Genomic DNA, 15,030 nt, shown 5'->3' on the forward strand with positions numbered 1-15,030 from the left:
CTTTCCCCTATTGCCGCTTTTTGCAAGTTTCCAATAACAGAGCAATTGCAATGCCAATTTATTTTTTCTTTATATTTCAATAGTTTACCGAATAGCGGAAGGTAAAAAAGAGGAAGGGAACGGCAAAGCGGCAATGGGTTGGAGGTGAGAGGTGGGAGGTGGGAGGTGAGATGTGAGATGTGAGATGTGAGATGTAAGACGTGAGACGTGAGATGTAAGACGTGAGACGTGAGATGTGAGATGTGAGATGTGAGATGTGAGACGTGAGATGTGAGATGTGAGATGTGAGATGCGAGATGCTAGATGCTAGATGTGAGTGGCCCGGCAGGCAGCACGTCTTACGTCTTACGTCCTACGTCTCACCCTCTCACTTCTTCCGGTAAATAATCCCCGGCCGGCAATGCACCATCTCATAGTATTCATTCAGGCCGTTGATGGCCTCAGATGCGCCAACCATCAGGTAACCACCCGGGTTAAGGCTGGCATGCATGCGTTTCAGGATGTCCTGCTTGAATTCGCCGGTGAAGTAAATGAGCACATTACGGCAAAAGATGATGTCGAACTTACCTAACAGGCTGTAGCTGTCTTGCAGGTTCATCTGACGGAATTCCACACACGAGGCAATTTTAGGGTCTATTTTGAAACGCCCTGCCGTGGTTTCTTTAAAGTGTTTCTTCAGGCGGCTGGTATCCAAACCCCGGCCAATCGCCAGGCTCGGGTACTCACCGGCTTTCGCCTGTTCCAGCGCGGAAGGTGAAATATCGGTGGCGACAATTTTCTCGCCCATGCCGGCAACGCCCTTACGTGCTTTGTAGTCCTGAATAATCATCGACATGGAATACGGTTCTTGCCCGGTGGAACAGGCAGCAGACCAGATTCTCAGCGGGCGCATGTTTCTGGCGGCGTAAAACTCCGGCAGCAGCTTTTCTTCAAGAATACGGAACGGGTGACTATCACGAAACCAGAGGGTTTCGTTGGTGGTCATGGCATCGATCACCTGAGTTTTCAGGTTACGGTGCGTGTTCAGGTTTATTTTACTTAGAAGCTCGTTCAGCGTTTTCAAGTCGTTATCGGCCATCAGGCGTCGCAAACGGCTGGACACCAGATACTGCTTGTTAGCACCCAGGCAAATGCCGCTGTGCTTCTCAAGGTATAAACAAAATTCTTCGTAACCGGCGGTTATATCAGCCATTCAGGATTTAACCTCTGCAGCCAAACGTGCCGTTACGACAATATTGCTTTCACTCACCTGTTGATTCAATCGTATTTCCTACTTTGACTCTTCTGAAGGCGTTTGCGGAGCAGTTAAGCCCAAACTGACAACCCTGTCGATAACCATTTTACCCAGCAAATCCGGCTGGAATTTCGCCAGGAAGTCATCCGCGCCCACTTTACTGACCATCGCCTTGTTGAACACTCCGCTTAAGGAAGTATGCAAAACCACATACAAATCTTTCAGGCGGGGGTTGGAGCGAATTTCAGCGGTCAGGGTATAGCCGTCCATTTCCGGCATTTCAATATCTGAAATAAGAATGGGGTACTTATCCGCCGGGTTGATGCCCTGCTCGAGCAGGTCCATCAAATGGTCATGGGCTTCCTTACCGTCATTGAACTGACGAACCACAAAGCCGACCTTTTCCAGCGTTTTGCTGATCTGCTTACGGGCAATTTTAGAGTCGTCGGCAATCATCACCTCTATTTGCGGCGCTGATGCGGCAACCTCTTCGGTAATGATGTCATCGGAAAGGTCATCATTGACGGGCGAAACCTCAGCGAGAATCTTTTCAACGTCGATAATTTCCACCAGCTCGTCTTTGTACTTGGTCACTGCGGTCAAATAATGTTCATGACCCGTACCTTTCGGGGGTGGCTGAATGTCTTCCCAGTTCATATTAATGATGCGTTCAACACCATTCACCAGAAAGCCCTGAACGCGAATATTATATTCGGTGATAATAACGAACTTGTTTTCCAGATCCTGAATTGGCGGGTTACCCGTAGCCAGGCTCAAATCGAGAATAGGCAGCGTGCCACCGCGGATGTGAGCGACCCCGCGCACCACCGAACTGCTCTGTGGCAGGTTTGTCAGCTTGGGGCATTGCAGAACTTCTTTTACTTTAAATACGTTAATACCGTAAATCTGCTTTCCTTCCAGTCGGAACAACAATAACTCTAAACGGTTTTGACCAACCAGCTGGGTACGCTGGTTTACACTTTCCATTACACCGGCCATAAAGGACTCCGTAACTCAGGCACGGCATTTGCAATTTCCCAGTTAAAACTACCGCCACGCCAGAAAACTGACTGATTATGATTCCTAAGCATAGACGGCTATTCAGGTTGAACAACTGCAATGCCCGACATTTTTATTCCTTATCGGCGGCCTGCCCGATGAGTTTATGCCTGCCCTGCAAATTTCTTTTGATATGGGCTATAACGGCGTTTGGCGCCGCGTTTAACTTCGCCTCTGCCGCTGCGTTTGAACAACACAGAACTCAAATAGAAAGCTATGCTGCCGATTCAATCTACTCAAGCTTTGCCGGCATTGCCGCTTCCGACATTGAATACAGTTTAAAATTACCGCCCGCTGATGCGCTGAATAAAGAATGCCCGTCTGCACTGTCATTTGAATGGCGCTCACAACCCGAAGCCGGCAACAACACGTTGCTTGCCGAATGTACGGCCACCGGCTGGAAGGCTTATATTCCCGCGCAGATAGAGATATACCGTATGGTTGTGGTGGCCGCGGCCCCGCTGAGCAGGAATCAGCCAATTCATTCTTCCGATTTATCCTTAAGCCGGCTGCCAACCAGCCGATTAAGAAGCGGCTACTTCAGTAAAGCGGAAGATGTTGATGGTTTTGAGGTTCAAAGAACGGTAAAAATTGGCCAGGTCATTACCCCTTATATTGCCAAGGCCCCGGCTTCAGTAAAAAGAGGCGACTGGGTAACGATTGTATCCGGCAGCGGCGGGCTGAGGGTAACCTCAACCGGAGAAGCACTGAAAGATGGCTCTATCGGTGATCAGATTCCGGTGAAAAATGTAAAGACCAACGCCAGAATTAAAGCCTGGGTAATCGATAAAGGCATGGTTTCAACACAAAAAGGACGCGACTAACCGCGCCGGAAGCCGCGAATTTCAGTGGGTTTCAGTTTCTTTTTTAAAAAACCAAAAAAAACATTAAAGTAATCGGCACAACCGCCGCTAACTACTACAGATAAGTATATTTAACGAGGGCAACAACAGATGGCTATTAATGTTAATGCGCCTACCACGACTCAGGTCGGCGCCAACAAAACGGCTAAGCACACCGGTCCGGATCAGGCGCTGGAAGCAAAAAGCGGCAATGGCACAGATACTGCTTTATCGGATGAAGTAGTAGAACTTTCCGACCGTGGCCGAACCATGGAAGCGCTGGAATCCAGCGTGCAAAACATGCCTGACGTTGATCAGGACAAGGTAGACAGCATTCGGAATGCTATTACAAATGGCGAGTATGAAATTGATTATGACAAGCTCGCGTCTGCATTCCGTCGATTTGAGAGTGAGCTGTAACAGCCATAATCACTGCCTTCGGACTGCAGAGCGCAGCTTCCGATATATAAGGCAGTGTTTATGGATGCTCAAAGTGCTAACCAGAAGAGCTTTAAACATTTACAGGAATCCCTGCGGGAAACCCTGTCTATTGCAACCGAATTCGGCGAACTTCTTCTTAACGAGAAGAAACAGCTGACCTCAAAAAACCGGGATGAAATCAATGCCCTCCTCCCTCAGAAAGAGCTACTGATCGACCAACTGGCGGGTATGCAGGGGTCGATACTGAAGATCTGCGAAAGCTTTGGCATAGAACCCAGCTATGTTGCCTTAAGAGCTTACCTGTATAGGTCCGGAATCAGCGAGGCGGAAAACGTCCTGAAAGACTGGACAGCCCTCAAGAACGTACTGATTAAAAATCAGGCGCTCAATAAAACAAACGAAGCTATAGTTAAAGAATTGTTACGTCGCAATCAGATAAAACGGCAGATTGTTCATAACCTGGCGCGAGAGACAGACACGTACTCAGCACAGGGTCAGCAATCGGACTATTCAAAACAAGGATGGGTGGAGCAGGTATAAGCCATGTATATTGATCCATTGACGCTATTCATCACCGCTGAAATTTTTGTGGTGTATGTCATTATCAATGTATTCCTGTTCTATAAAAGCCGACTGCTGAAAGTGCTGGTTGCCCTGCTGAAAGAGATGCGCTTTGAAAGGCTGCGCCGACAGCAGGCAAAACAGAATGCGCTTGCGCTGGAGCGTAAAAATAACAAAGGCCCCACCCTATCCAAACAGCCAGCAGAAACACAGAGCCCGGCTACTGAGAGCCAGGGTGAAATTGCCCGGCTGCTCGAAAAACTGAAACAAAACCATCCTCAGGATCTGACCAACTCTCTGGAGCTTGACCAGGCCGAACAATGGCTGAGAATCCGCTTTTTGGAGCTGGAGCAGGAGCTTCTGGACGGCAATATTGATGAACAAACCTGGCAGGAGCTGGCGCTGGAGGCCATTGAGCGCTTAAAGAGCGAATCAAATGAGTTTCAGGAATCAATCGAACACCGCAAGGAAGACGCCGAGGAAGAACGCTATACCGGCCAGTTGGAAACAGACCTTCACGAAGCTCAGAATAAGCTGACCGAAGCCATGATTAAGATCCGTCAACTAGAGGGCGAGCTGGAAGACCTAAAAGCCATCTCCGCGCCAGATGAAAACTACATGGAAACGCCGGTTCAGGGCAAATATGAAGACCAGCTGTATCAACTGAAATGCGATAACTTCGATCTTAACGAAACAATCAACAAACTGAAGCTGGAACTGCAGCAGATGGACCCGGCTTCGCAGGCTGCAGCTTACACAGACCTTCTGGAACAGCAAATTAGCAACCTTGAGCAATACATTAAGAGCGCCGATGTCTCGACCGGCCTGCTCGAAAAAGAAGTTACCGCGGCTCAGGCAAGAATTGCTCAATTGGAATCAGGTCAAAGCAACACAGCGACAGGAAATTCCGGCACCGGCGAATCAGCCTCGCTTCAACCATTGCAGCAACATCACGAAACCCAGACCGTAGTTGTTGAGACCCTGAAGACCAACATTGAAAAACTGCGGGCCGGTGAAGATGCAGAGGCGCTGCTGAACGATCAGGCCCAGCAAATCGCCCGACTGGAACAGATACTTAAAGAAAGCAAGCAGTGCATCACCATTCTGGAATCTGAACTGGATCAGTCCCATAAAGATCTTTCCAAACTGGAATCCGAGGTCGCCCGAAGCAAGTCTGAAAAGCTGGCGAATAAGCTCGATGAGCTGTCTTCCGTTCAGGACGGTCAAAAAAGTGGCCTTGGTGAACTGAAAAACATTGTCAGTGAGTTCCAGCAGGGTGGCGACAACAGCAAGCTTATTGAACAGCACCAGCAGCAGGTTGAACGCCTTGAAGGCTTCCTTGCTGAATCCGATACACTGATCGGCCAGCTGGAGGCTGAAATAGAGGATTTATCCACCAGACTTCAACAAGGTGGCAATACTGCTGATAACAACAGCTCCGATACACAGGCCGGCAATGCCAGCGACGAAAATCTGGCTGAAATGGAAAGCCTGCTGCACCAGTACATGAGCGACACTCAAAGCCTGTTGAAAACCACTGCACGGCTGGAAGAGGAAAACATTGAGCTCAAACAGAAGCTGGAAAACCTACCCTCAGAACCGGCGGAAACCATTATTGATTTCGATGATGAGGAACCTCCGGTCGTTACCGATGTCGAAATAGTCAAACCTTCTAAAACAAATGCATGACGCCAATCGGCCGAAACTGTGCGATAAATCAACAATTTAGGCAAAATCCCGCGCGCTCACCAAAAAGACGGGTGGACAGACTGCCTTTCCTTCACTAGCCAATTTTGTTTAAATAAAGAACTTAACTAAAACAACAGCTTATGTCCCTGACCAATGTACGGGTCGATACGACAGCAGCTTTTCATTACCTAATTTCAGGCGGGTATTTATGAGTTCAAACGTATTTTCTGACCAAATTAACATTCTCGTTGCCGATGACCACCCGCTCTTCAGGCAGGCGCTTTCTGAGGCGCTGTCGCAAACAGACTTCAAAATTAATATTTCTCAGGTGCAAACGCTGGCAGATGCTTTGGAAGCAGCGGATCAGGGCGATCTCGATTTAATTCTGCTCGACCTGAAAATGCCCGACAGCGTAGGCCTGATGGGGCTGATTGAGCTGCGCGAAAAACACCCGGAAACCGCCATTGCCGTGGTAACGGCCAACGAATCCAGCCAGACCATGCGCAAAGTTAAATCTGCCGGTGCTATTGGCTACCTGATTAAATCCATGGAACTGGACGCCTTGGTGAAAGCGCTCAATACCCTACTGAAGGGCGAGCAGTACTTCTCACTGGAAGGTGTGGTCGATCAGAAAGACGTCGATAACGATATAGATGCAATGAAGAAGCTTGCCTCACTGACACCACAGCAGCAAAACGTTCTCAGCCTGATCAGCCGTGGCTACCTGAACAAGCAAATCGCTTACGAACTGAACATCAAGGAAACGACCGTTAAAACACACGTTTCTGAAATCTTCCGTAAGCTGGGCATTTTCAACCGAACTCAGGCGGCTATCTTTAACCAATACCTGAATGTCCCTGAATAACGCTCGCCATTTTTACCGCTAAGTGGTCATTCTGATTCATAGATTGACCACTGCAGTGGTATCATTCAGTCACTTCATTTTAATAGCCCTTTAATATGACTGAATTAAACAATCATGAACGCTACAAAATCATCAGCCGTGTCAACTGGATATGTACGGCTATTGATACCCTGCTCTCCGTTCTGAAGCTATCCATAGGCGTTATAACCCGCTCACCCGGCCTTATTGCCGATGGCCTGCACAGCCTTTCCGATTTAGCCACCGATGTTCTGGCGCTCATTCTGGGTAAACTGGCCCAACACGGACCGGACGAAGACCACCCTTATGGCCATGCACGTTACGAAACCATAGGCACCGCCGTGCTTGGCTCTGTGCTGCTGGTTATTGCGCTGGGTATCGGTTTTGAAAACCTGCTGGCAATGCTTCACGGTGAATACGTGAAGCCCAGCATGATTGCTCTGATTACTGTCGGCATTTCCGTTGTCAGCAAGGAGCTGTTGTTTCACTACACCATGAAGTGGGCAAAGGTCACCCGCTCCAACCTGCTGGAAGCCAATGCCTGGCATTCACGTTCAGACAGCCTTTCATCCGTTGCGGTGTTCATCGGCATTATCTTTTCTATGCTGGGCTTTGAGTTTTTCGAGTACATTGCAGCACTGTTGGTTGCCCTGCTTATCGGCAAAATGGGGGCCAGCCTGGCGTGGAATGCCGTGCAGGACTTAATCGACAGAGGCGTACCGGCAGAACAGCAGCAAGCCTATATGGACACCCTGGAAGACACCACCGACATTATTGGCGCACACCAGATGCGAACACGGCTGATGGGGTCAGATGTGATTGTTGATGCTCATATCCAGGTAAACCCGAAAATCTCGATCTCTGAAGCCCACCAGATCAACGACTACGCGATCAGCAGCCTGAGAAAGACACACCCTGAAATCAAAGATGTTACCTTGCACATCGACTTTGAAGAAGACAACGTAAACAAGGAAACAAAGCTGAAACCCAAGCGCAAGGAGCTTGAGCAGAAGCTGACAGAAAGGGGTATAGAAAGCTTTGAAAACCTCAGCATTCATTATTCTAATAACGAGGTTATGGCTGACCTGCACTACTCCGATGACGCGGAAGAGGCAGATTTAAAAGACAAATGCCAAAGTGTTGTTGAAGAAACCAGTTGGTTAAAGTCGATCACTATCTATCGCAAGGTCTGATTAAACAGACGCAGTTCGGGCAGTGCTTAACCACTGCCCTGTCACTCCGCTCAGATCAATCAATCTGAATCAAAATGGCATCGCTGGAAACAACCTGACCGGCTTCATCGACCACCTCAACAACCCACTCACCATCCCATTCCGGCTGAAAGCGCTTGGTTGAATAGACACGCCAGCGTGGACCGGCAACATTGAACATCACCTCAGCCATGGCATCTCCATTGAACAACCAGCGGTGCGTTACGGTCGTACCCTCGTAGCCTCGCAGGTCGGTGAAGTAAAAGATGGGGTTAACATTCATGGCATCGGTCAGGGCATCCACCGGCTCCCGGTCAATAACCGCCGATGTAAACTGATGACGAGAAACTTCCGGCTCTGCCATCACGAATGCTGAAGTCAACGCAAGCGCCAGAACCGCCAAAGATTTTTTCATTTCAGAAACCTTACAAGGAAAATTTAAGGCCTGAATTTTAGGCAGAAACAAAAACAGGGAATGTCAGCCAGCTCACATTCCCTGCTTAGAAGTTGATGAATAATGTATTACAGCTGTGACGGGATCGGCGGTAACGGTGGGACCACAGCCGCATTCTGAGCACGGTGACGCAAACAATGATCCATTAATACCAGCGCCAGCATGGCTTCTGCAATTGGCACAGCACGAATCCCGACACAGGGGTCATGTCGGCCTTTGGTAACCACATCAATATTTTCACCCTGACGGTTAATACTGCGACCCGGGGTCGTAATGGACGATGTAGGTTTCAGCGCAATATTCACCAGAACATCCTGGCCGGTGCTGATGCCACCCACAATACCCCCGGCGTGATTGCTGACAAAACCTTCAGCCCTCATTTCATCGCGGTGCTCAGTGCCCTTCTGGCTGACGACATCGAAGCCATCGCCGATTTCAACACCCTTCACAGCGTTGATGCTCATCATGGCGTGTGCGATTTCTGCATCCAGCCGATCAAAAATAGGCTCACCCCAACCCGGAATCATACCGGTGGCTACAACCGACACCTTGGCACCCACCGAATCCTGCTCGCTGCGCAGGTTGACCATGTAATCATTCAGTTCCTGAAGCTTGCTTTCGTCACCACAAAAAAAGGCATTCTGTTCAATCTGTGCTTTATCTTTGCAGTCCAGCTCTATTGGGCCGAGCTGGCTTAAATAGCCATAAATCTCGACACCAAAGGTTTCTTTCAGATACTTTTTAGCAATGGCACCGGCCGCAACACGCATTGCCGTTTCACGCGCAGAGCTGCGCCCACCACCCCGGTAATCGCGAAAACCAAATTTCTGATCATAGGCATAATCGGCATGGGCAGGACGATAAGTATTTTCAATATTTGAATAGTCTTTGCTGCGCTGATCGGTGTTTTCAATGATCAGGCCAATCGGCGTACCGGTGGTTTTACCCTCGAACAGACCGGATAAAATTTTCACCTTATCGTCTTCACGTCGCTGGGTCGTATGTTTGCTGGTGCCTGGTTTGCGGCGGTCGAGATCGACCTGCAGATCAGCTTCGGTGAGTTCCAGACCCGGCGGGCAGCCATCTACAATTGCGCCTAACGCCGCGCCATGACTTTCTCCGAAGGTGGTCAGGGTAAATAAACGACCGTAACTATTTCCAGACATTGAATGTGATCTCTCTCAGTTCTTAATTTTCAGTATTAGAATTATCAGCCGCCGGGCTTAAAAGCACGCTTAACGGCAGCGACGACTTTCAAACAGGGAATGATGTTTTCTCAGCTCCGCGGCTTCGATAACAAACACGCCGTGGCCTCCAGATGCAAACTCCGGCCAGTGAAAATCCACTTCCGGGAAGGCATCCATAAGCGCTACAGCGCTATTACCCACCTCACCAACCAGACAGCCGTGCTCGGTCAGATAATCCGGCGCCCGGGCGAGTATATCACGGACCAGATCGAGGCCATCTTCTCCGGCAGCCAGACCAAGGCGTGGCTCGTGAGAGAACTCCTGCGGCATATCATCCAGATCTTCGACATCCACATACGGAGGGTTAGTGACGATCAGGTCGTATTTTTTATCCGGTAAGGATTCAAAAAGGTCACTCAAATAGGCATCGACCTGGTAGCCGAGGTCTTTGCTGCTGATGTTCTCGACGGCAATCGAAAGCGCCTCTTCGCTGATGTCGCTGATGTCCACATGGGCCTCAGGGAACGCACGGGCCATGGCGATACCAATGCAGCCACTGCCGGTACACATATCCAGCATTTCCGAAGGAGGCTCTTGCAGCCAGGGCTGGAAGCCTTCGTTAATCAACTCGGCGATGGGCGATCGCGGTATCAGTACACTGGGCGTAATGCGAAACGGCTCTGAACAGAACCAGGATTCTTCCAGTAGGTATGCGGTAGGAATCTTCTCAATGCAGCGCGATTTAATCAGCGTATACAGCACTTCCTGTTCTTGCGGGATCAGGGCGGCATGCTCGGCTATTTCCGGCACGTCCCAGTCCAAACTCAGGCCCCGTAAAATCAGAAACCGGCTTTCCTGCCAAGGCGACGCAAAGCCATGCCCGTAATAACATCCATTTCTTTCCATCTGGCTGGCGCTGAAACGAATCCAGTCGCCTACCGTTTTCAAACCTAAAACCTGTTCAAACTCGGGAAAACTCGGGGATTTGGAAGATTGCATAAAATTGGTTTCATCAAAAAAACGGGCAGTATACCTGCCCGCCTGAACTATAGAAAAGCTAATTAAGCTAGCGAACCCACTCCAGCCGTGCACATCCGGGCAGGAAATCACCGGATAAACAGACTAAATCGGCGGTGCCAAGCGCGACATTAGCCGCTTCGTCACCACAGAGTGACCGCACCAACCTGGTCAGCAGGGGGTTATGCGCCACGATCAGTTGAGCAGAAAGCCCCGGCTGAATCACATCTGAAACAACAGGGTCGAGCGGGCAATCCGGAGTCACCCGATCATCGATCAGCCGACGTTGAACACTCAGCCCTTCTTCCACCAGGATATCCGCACTCTGCAGCGCCCGCAGGTAGGGGCTGACCACCATCAGCTCAACGCTGTCTATAAAGCGGGATTTACTGGCAACCGAAGCCCTTCCGGTCGCGGTTAGCGGGCGGGAGGCATCATCCCGGGCAATGACTTCAGCTTCGCCATGGCGCATTAAATAGAGATACATTCAGGCGTCTCCATCCGGCCAGTCCCGGAACGGGAACACCTTTTCATCCGATTGAAAGGTCAGATACGCCAGTATGGCGCTCTGAAACTTCAGCAATGAAGATGAAAACCTGAACAAGCTTTCAATCGGCTCTTCCTGAAACCACTGGACAACCCACTGAATCAGCGCAATCACCGCCGTCACCAACAGACTTATCTTCAGGAAGATCCAGAACAGCACCATAAACACCAGCCTGAACGCCAGAAACTCCCGTTTTTCTTTAGTCATAGCAAAACCTCAATGCATTTTTATTAGGGTTAACGTTGCTAAACACCAGCAGACATGAATTCAACATCCTGCGCCAGATCGCCAGACATCAGTTGCTTGGCAATCACATCAATCGGGCAGTCTTTATAGATGATCTGATAAAGCCCTTTGACCAGTGGCATGTAGATATTCAGTTCTTCAGACTTTTCATAAACCATGCGCAAGGTATTAATACCCTCGGCGGTTTCTCCGATATTCTTAATGGCCTGCTTCAGGGTTTGCCCTTCACCGATATAATAGCCAACCCGGTAATTGCGGCTGAGTTTTGAAGAACAGGTGACAATAAGATCACCAACCCCGGCCAAGCCCAGAAAGGTCATCGGGTTAGCCCCAAGGCGAACAGCAAAACGCGACATTTCAGCCAACGAGCGGGTAATAATTGCAGCGCGGGTGTTTTCAGCCATACCCAGTGCAACGGCCAGGCCAGTAATAATGGCGTAGATGTTTTTTAACGCCCCTGCCATTTCAACGCCGTAAATATCCGGGTTGCCATACACACGAAACGAGCTGCAGCTGAGCATTTCCTGCACGTCCTGACGCAGATCCTGACTGTAGGAGGCGATCACCGTGGCAGAAATTTGATTGTCAGCAATCTCTTTAGCGAGGTTCGGGCCGGAAATAACACCCACCTGATGCCCCGGTGCGACCTCCATCAACAACTGGCTCATCAATTTAAAGCCGTGCGGCTCAATGCCTTTGGTGAGGCTAATCAAACGCGCCTGCGCTGGCAGAAACGGCGCCATTTCTTCAACAACTGCGCGGAAGGCCTTACTCGGTACCGCAACAAAAATATAGTCCGCCTGACTGACTGAGTCTTTAAGGCTCAGCGATGGCGTCAGCCCAGCGTGCAGCTTGTAGCCGGGCAAATAGCGGGAATTCTCCCGGTTGTCGATGATATCCTGCGCCTGCTTTTCACTGCGCATCCAGAGAGTAACCTGGTGATTATTGATGGCGGCAATATTAGCGATAGCTGTCCCAAAGCTACCACCACCCAAAACAGTAACCTTACTTGGCGCAAGGGAATTGGATGTGTTCACGAAGAATCCTTAGCTGATTTGATTTTCAATGCACTCAACGAGATCCAGAAAGGTCTTCCTGTTGGTCTCATTCAGTGACATCAGAATTTTATGTGCTTCCAGAACCCTATCCCGGGCTGCGTTTTCATCGGGCTCACCGGCGTTCTGCTCTTCAAGATCGGCAGCTTCAACCAGATCGGACTGGTCCACAATAGTGAACACCAGGTCACGAAAACCCATTGATTCTATAACCCGGGTGATATCAGGTTTGGAGGAAATTAATAACGGAGTTTGCCCCATCTTTGGCGTGGACAAACGGGAAATTTTGGCAAGCATGCCCAGACTGGTGCTGTCGATACCCTCTGCTTCGGTCACATCAACAATCACAGAGTTGAACCTTGCATCGTCGACCATCGAATCCAGACAGGAGTCGATCGTCGTACAGAGCGTCATACGAACATCACCAGTCAGCTTAATGACGTAATTTCCCTGATGGTTTGCCATCAGGACTCGGCCATTGCTCATAAACCTCTACACCTTTTTAAGATTTCTCAACCGTTAATACGGTAATATCGTCTGGCGCGTTCATTGTTTGACCATTTTCACGCAACTTAGCGAGATAATCATACATAGTATGGGTAGGTTGAGCACCTAACTCAAGCAACCTGTCTTCCTTTTCTGCAAGAGTTTCATCTTCCATCAACTCGAAAATACCATCAGACAGTAAGGTGAGTGATTTGAAGCCTTTCATATCGAGCTTTCTGGTCTCGTAAGAGGCATCTTCAAACAGGCCAACGGCCAGTGCTTCCGGTTCAATCGTCTCACAGCCACCCTCCCGACTGATGATCGGAGACGGGAAGTGAGCCGCCATTGAATAGGTCATACGATCTTCAACGGTGTTCAAAATTCCATAAAACAGCGTAGCGTGCTTATTGGTTTGGGTTTTCAGTAGCTCCAGATTAATCTGCCTGAGCAGCGGCCCGGGGCTGGAAATCAAATCTGAAGTACCATTTTCATATTCGGCCCGGTAGCGGCTGATCTGCGTTTTAATCAACAGGGTAATCAGTGCTGAGCTGGCTCCATGCCCGGATACATCGGCGATATAAAACACGATGGTGCTGGGGTCGAGTTCGAAGTAGTCCACCAGGTCACCACTCAGATAGGTCGATGGCTCCATATCGTGGCGAACTTCATATTTACCCTGTGTCAGGGTATAGCGTGGCAGCAGCTGTTGCTGTACGGCGCGCCCGGCCTGTAAATCAAGCTTGAGCCGATCGACGTGATCCTGAAGTTCCTGATTCCGTTTTTCCAGTTCTGCCCGGTACCTGAGGTTGTCTTTAACAAGCAGTGAACGTTCCAGCGCCCGTTCAACAGAATGCTCCAGCACCTGCAGGTCGACCACCGGCTTCATCAGGTAATCGGCGGCTCCCAGCCTTAATGCCTCTACTACGTCAGTCATGACCCCTGCCCCGGAAACCACGATGACCGGCGTCTCATCAGACTGATCCATAATATTACTGAGCAACTGAAGCCCGTCAATTCCCGGCATTCGCAGGTCACAAATTACAAGGTCGGGCTGTTTGGATTCAAAAATAGAAAGCCCTTCAGAGCCGTTGGAGGCTTCGAGAATCCGATAACCACTGTCCTCAAAATAGGCCACGATGGACTCACGGATTGCCTGTTCATCTTCAACAATAAGGAGGGTTGAATCGTTTATTGCCATTTTCTGGTCAGATCTCAAGAATAAAGGGCCAACTTAGCTATACTCCGATCAGAACGCAACATTTTGCTTGTACTGATCCTGACAGATTTGCGTCATAAAGGGCTTAACACCTAACAACAACAGGAGTGTCTCATGGGCCAGCTCGACCGCGACTTTGAAGAAAAGCGAAACTTCATCCGTATGCAAATGAATTCTGTAGCCAAACTCACTATCGATGGCTCTCAAACTATGGACGTCACCTGCCAGGATTTAAGCGCATCAGGGCTTTCTCTGTTATCCAGCCAACCCATTCAGCTAGAGGCCGAAGTCTCTGTCACTATTCCGTCACCCAACGCCCAGTTTCAGGCAATGCATTCAAGCGGCAGGGTTATCCGTTGCGACAAGCAGTCTGAAAGCGAGTACCAGATCGGGATTGAAATCTCAGCAATGAGCTAACCTGCAAGCCGCAGGTTAGATGATTCAGGCGGGCTGTTGCTCACTCATCCAGCGCGATAAAGACTGCTCAGCCTGTGTTTTGTGCTTTCTGGTTCGTGCCGGATGAGCGGTTGTTTTGGCGTTACCAACCGGCTCAGAAACAGACGCATCGATTGATTGGTTGTGGATCAGCTCAAAGGCACTGACCTGACTTTTAATGCTCGCTTTCACCGGCTCAGGCGCTGAAGCAGCCGTAGATTTTTTTAGTCGGGCTTCCAATAGAGAAAAACGACGACCAAGGCCAATCGCGCCCTGATTCACCATCTTAATCTCGCGGCTGGCGTTGCATTGAAAGGTTGTGACCTGCTGCTGCAGGCCGGCGATACGTTTAAGGCACAGCGCTGTTGCCACTGAAAGAGACAAAAAACCAACAGTTAGAATTATTTCCAGGATGGATAGTTGAACCCCACCAAGCGCCACCATAACAATCTCCAAAGTTTTGACAC

Annotated in this window: 18 protein-coding genes; 7 read left to right on the plus strand and 11 right to left on the minus strand. The window is 49.6% G+C overall.

The annotated features are described in order from the left end of the window. Positions 1 to 367: 367 nt before the first annotated feature. On the minus strand, positions 368 to 1,192 hold the full coding sequence (locus BCF53_RS12825; protein ID WP_132702141.1) for a CheR family methyltransferase: 825 nt from the start codon (positions 1,190 to 1,192) through the stop codon (positions 368 to 370). Between the two features lie 78 nt (positions 1,193 to 1,270). After that, positions 1,271 to 2,233 carry a chemotaxis protein CheV gene (locus tag BCF53_RS12830; protein ID WP_132702142.1) on the minus strand — a complete coding sequence of 321 codons (963 nt, stop codon included), beginning with the start codon at positions 2,231 to 2,233 and terminating at the stop codon, positions 1,271 to 1,273. 188 nt (positions 2,234 to 2,421) lie between these two features. On the opposite strand from BCF53_RS12830, the gene flgA reads away from it, so the two are divergent. From flgA to BCF53_RS12860, 6 genes are all read left to right on the plus strand, one after another. Continuing rightward, complete coding sequence (gene flgA, locus BCF53_RS12835) at positions 2,422 to 3,117, plus strand: flagellar basal body P-ring formation chaperone FlgA (RefSeq protein ID WP_165901916.1); 696 nt, start codon at positions 2,422 to 2,424, stop codon at positions 3,115 to 3,117. A gap of 129 nt (positions 3,118 to 3,246) precedes the next feature. After that, a complete protein-coding gene (gene flgM / locus BCF53_RS12840; RefSeq protein WP_132702144.1) occupies positions 3,247 to 3,555 on the plus strand; it encodes a flagellar biosynthesis anti-sigma factor FlgM in 309 nt (102 codons plus the stop codon). A 60-nt stretch (positions 3,556 to 3,615) separates the two neighbouring features. Continuing rightward, positions 3,616 to 4,116 carry a flagellar export chaperone FlgN gene (flgN, locus tag BCF53_RS12845; protein WP_132702145.1) on the plus strand — a complete coding sequence of 167 codons (501 nt, stop codon included), beginning with the start codon at positions 3,616 to 3,618 and terminating at the stop codon, positions 4,114 to 4,116. 3 nt (positions 4,117 to 4,119) lie between these two features. Beyond that, positions 4,120 to 5,826, plus strand: a complete 1,707-nt coding sequence (locus BCF53_RS12850) for a coiled-coil domain-containing protein (RefSeq protein ID WP_132702146.1) — start codon at positions 4,120 to 4,122, stop codon at positions 5,824 to 5,826. A gap of 208 nt (positions 5,827 to 6,034) precedes the next feature. Then, entirely contained in the window at positions 6,035 to 6,691 is a 657-nt protein-coding gene (locus tag BCF53_RS12855; protein WP_132702147.1) for a response regulator, read from the plus strand. 95 nt (positions 6,692 to 6,786) lie between these two features. After that, entirely contained in the window at positions 6,787 to 7,902 is a 1,116-nt protein-coding gene (locus BCF53_RS12860; protein WP_132702148.1) for a cation diffusion facilitator family transporter, read from the plus strand. Between the two features lie 55 nt (positions 7,903 to 7,957). Here BCF53_RS12860 and BCF53_RS12865 read toward each other — a convergent pair whose 3' ends face one another. The 8 genes from BCF53_RS12865 to BCF53_RS12900 form a co-directional block, all read right to left on the minus strand. Continuing rightward, on the minus strand, positions 7,958 to 8,335 hold the full coding sequence (locus tag BCF53_RS12865; protein ID WP_132702149.1) for a DUF2914 domain-containing protein: 378 nt from the start codon (positions 8,333 to 8,335) through the stop codon (positions 7,958 to 7,960). A gap of 107 nt (positions 8,336 to 8,442) precedes the next feature. Beyond that, positions 8,443 to 9,540, minus strand: coding sequence for a chorismate synthase (gene aroC / locus BCF53_RS12870; protein ID WP_132702150.1), 1,098 nt, complete (start codon positions 9,538 to 9,540; stop codon positions 8,443 to 8,445). A gap of 69 nt (positions 9,541 to 9,609) precedes the next feature. Beyond that, positions 9,610 to 10,560 carry a 50S ribosomal protein L3 N(5)-glutamine methyltransferase gene (gene prmB / locus BCF53_RS12875; protein ID WP_132702151.1) on the minus strand — a complete coding sequence of 317 codons (951 nt, stop codon included), beginning with the start codon at positions 10,558 to 10,560 and terminating at the stop codon, positions 9,610 to 9,612. Between the two features lie 67 nt (positions 10,561 to 10,627). Beyond that, positions 10,628 to 11,065, minus strand: a complete 438-nt coding sequence (locus BCF53_RS12880) for a SixA phosphatase family protein (RefSeq protein ID WP_132702152.1) — start codon at positions 11,063 to 11,065, stop codon at positions 10,628 to 10,630. Further along, positions 11,066 to 11,332, minus strand: a complete 267-nt coding sequence (locus BCF53_RS12885; RefSeq protein ID WP_132702153.1) for a DUF4389 domain-containing protein — start codon at positions 11,330 to 11,332, stop codon at positions 11,066 to 11,068. It abuts the gene before it with no gap. Positions 11,333 to 11,370: 38 nt separating this feature from the next. Then, the gene (locus BCF53_RS12890) at positions 11,371 to 12,408 is read right to left on the minus strand and encodes an NAD(P)H-dependent glycerol-3-phosphate dehydrogenase (RefSeq protein ID WP_132702154.1); all 1,038 of its coding nucleotides are present in this window, start codon (positions 12,406 to 12,408) and stop codon (positions 11,371 to 11,373) included. 9 nt (positions 12,409 to 12,417) lie between these two features. Further along, positions 12,418 to 12,912, minus strand: a complete 495-nt coding sequence (locus BCF53_RS12895) for an STAS domain-containing protein (RefSeq protein WP_132702155.1) — start codon at positions 12,910 to 12,912, stop codon at positions 12,418 to 12,420. A gap of 16 nt (positions 12,913 to 12,928) precedes the next feature. Further along, a complete protein-coding gene (locus BCF53_RS12900) occupies positions 12,929 to 14,110 on the minus strand; it encodes a response regulator (protein ID WP_132702156.1) in 1,182 nt (393 codons plus the stop codon). A gap of 132 nt (positions 14,111 to 14,242) precedes the next feature. On the opposite strand from BCF53_RS12900, the gene BCF53_RS12905 reads away from it, so the two are divergent. Further along, entirely contained in the window at positions 14,243 to 14,545 is a 303-nt protein-coding gene (locus BCF53_RS12905) for a PilZ domain-containing protein (protein ID WP_132702157.1), read from the plus strand. Positions 14,546 to 14,569: 24 nt separating this feature from the next. On the opposite strand, the gene BCF53_RS12910 is transcribed toward BCF53_RS12905, so the two are convergent. Beyond that, positions 14,570 to 15,007, minus strand: a complete 438-nt coding sequence (locus BCF53_RS12910; protein WP_132702158.1) for a hypothetical protein — start codon at positions 15,005 to 15,007, stop codon at positions 14,570 to 14,572. Positions 15,008 to 15,030: the final 23 nt, after the last annotated feature.

The organism is Reinekea marinisedimentorum, assembly GCF_004341165.1.
Classification (GTDB): Bacteria; Pseudomonadota; Gammaproteobacteria; order Pseudomonadales; family Natronospirillaceae; genus Reinekea; species Reinekea marinisedimentorum.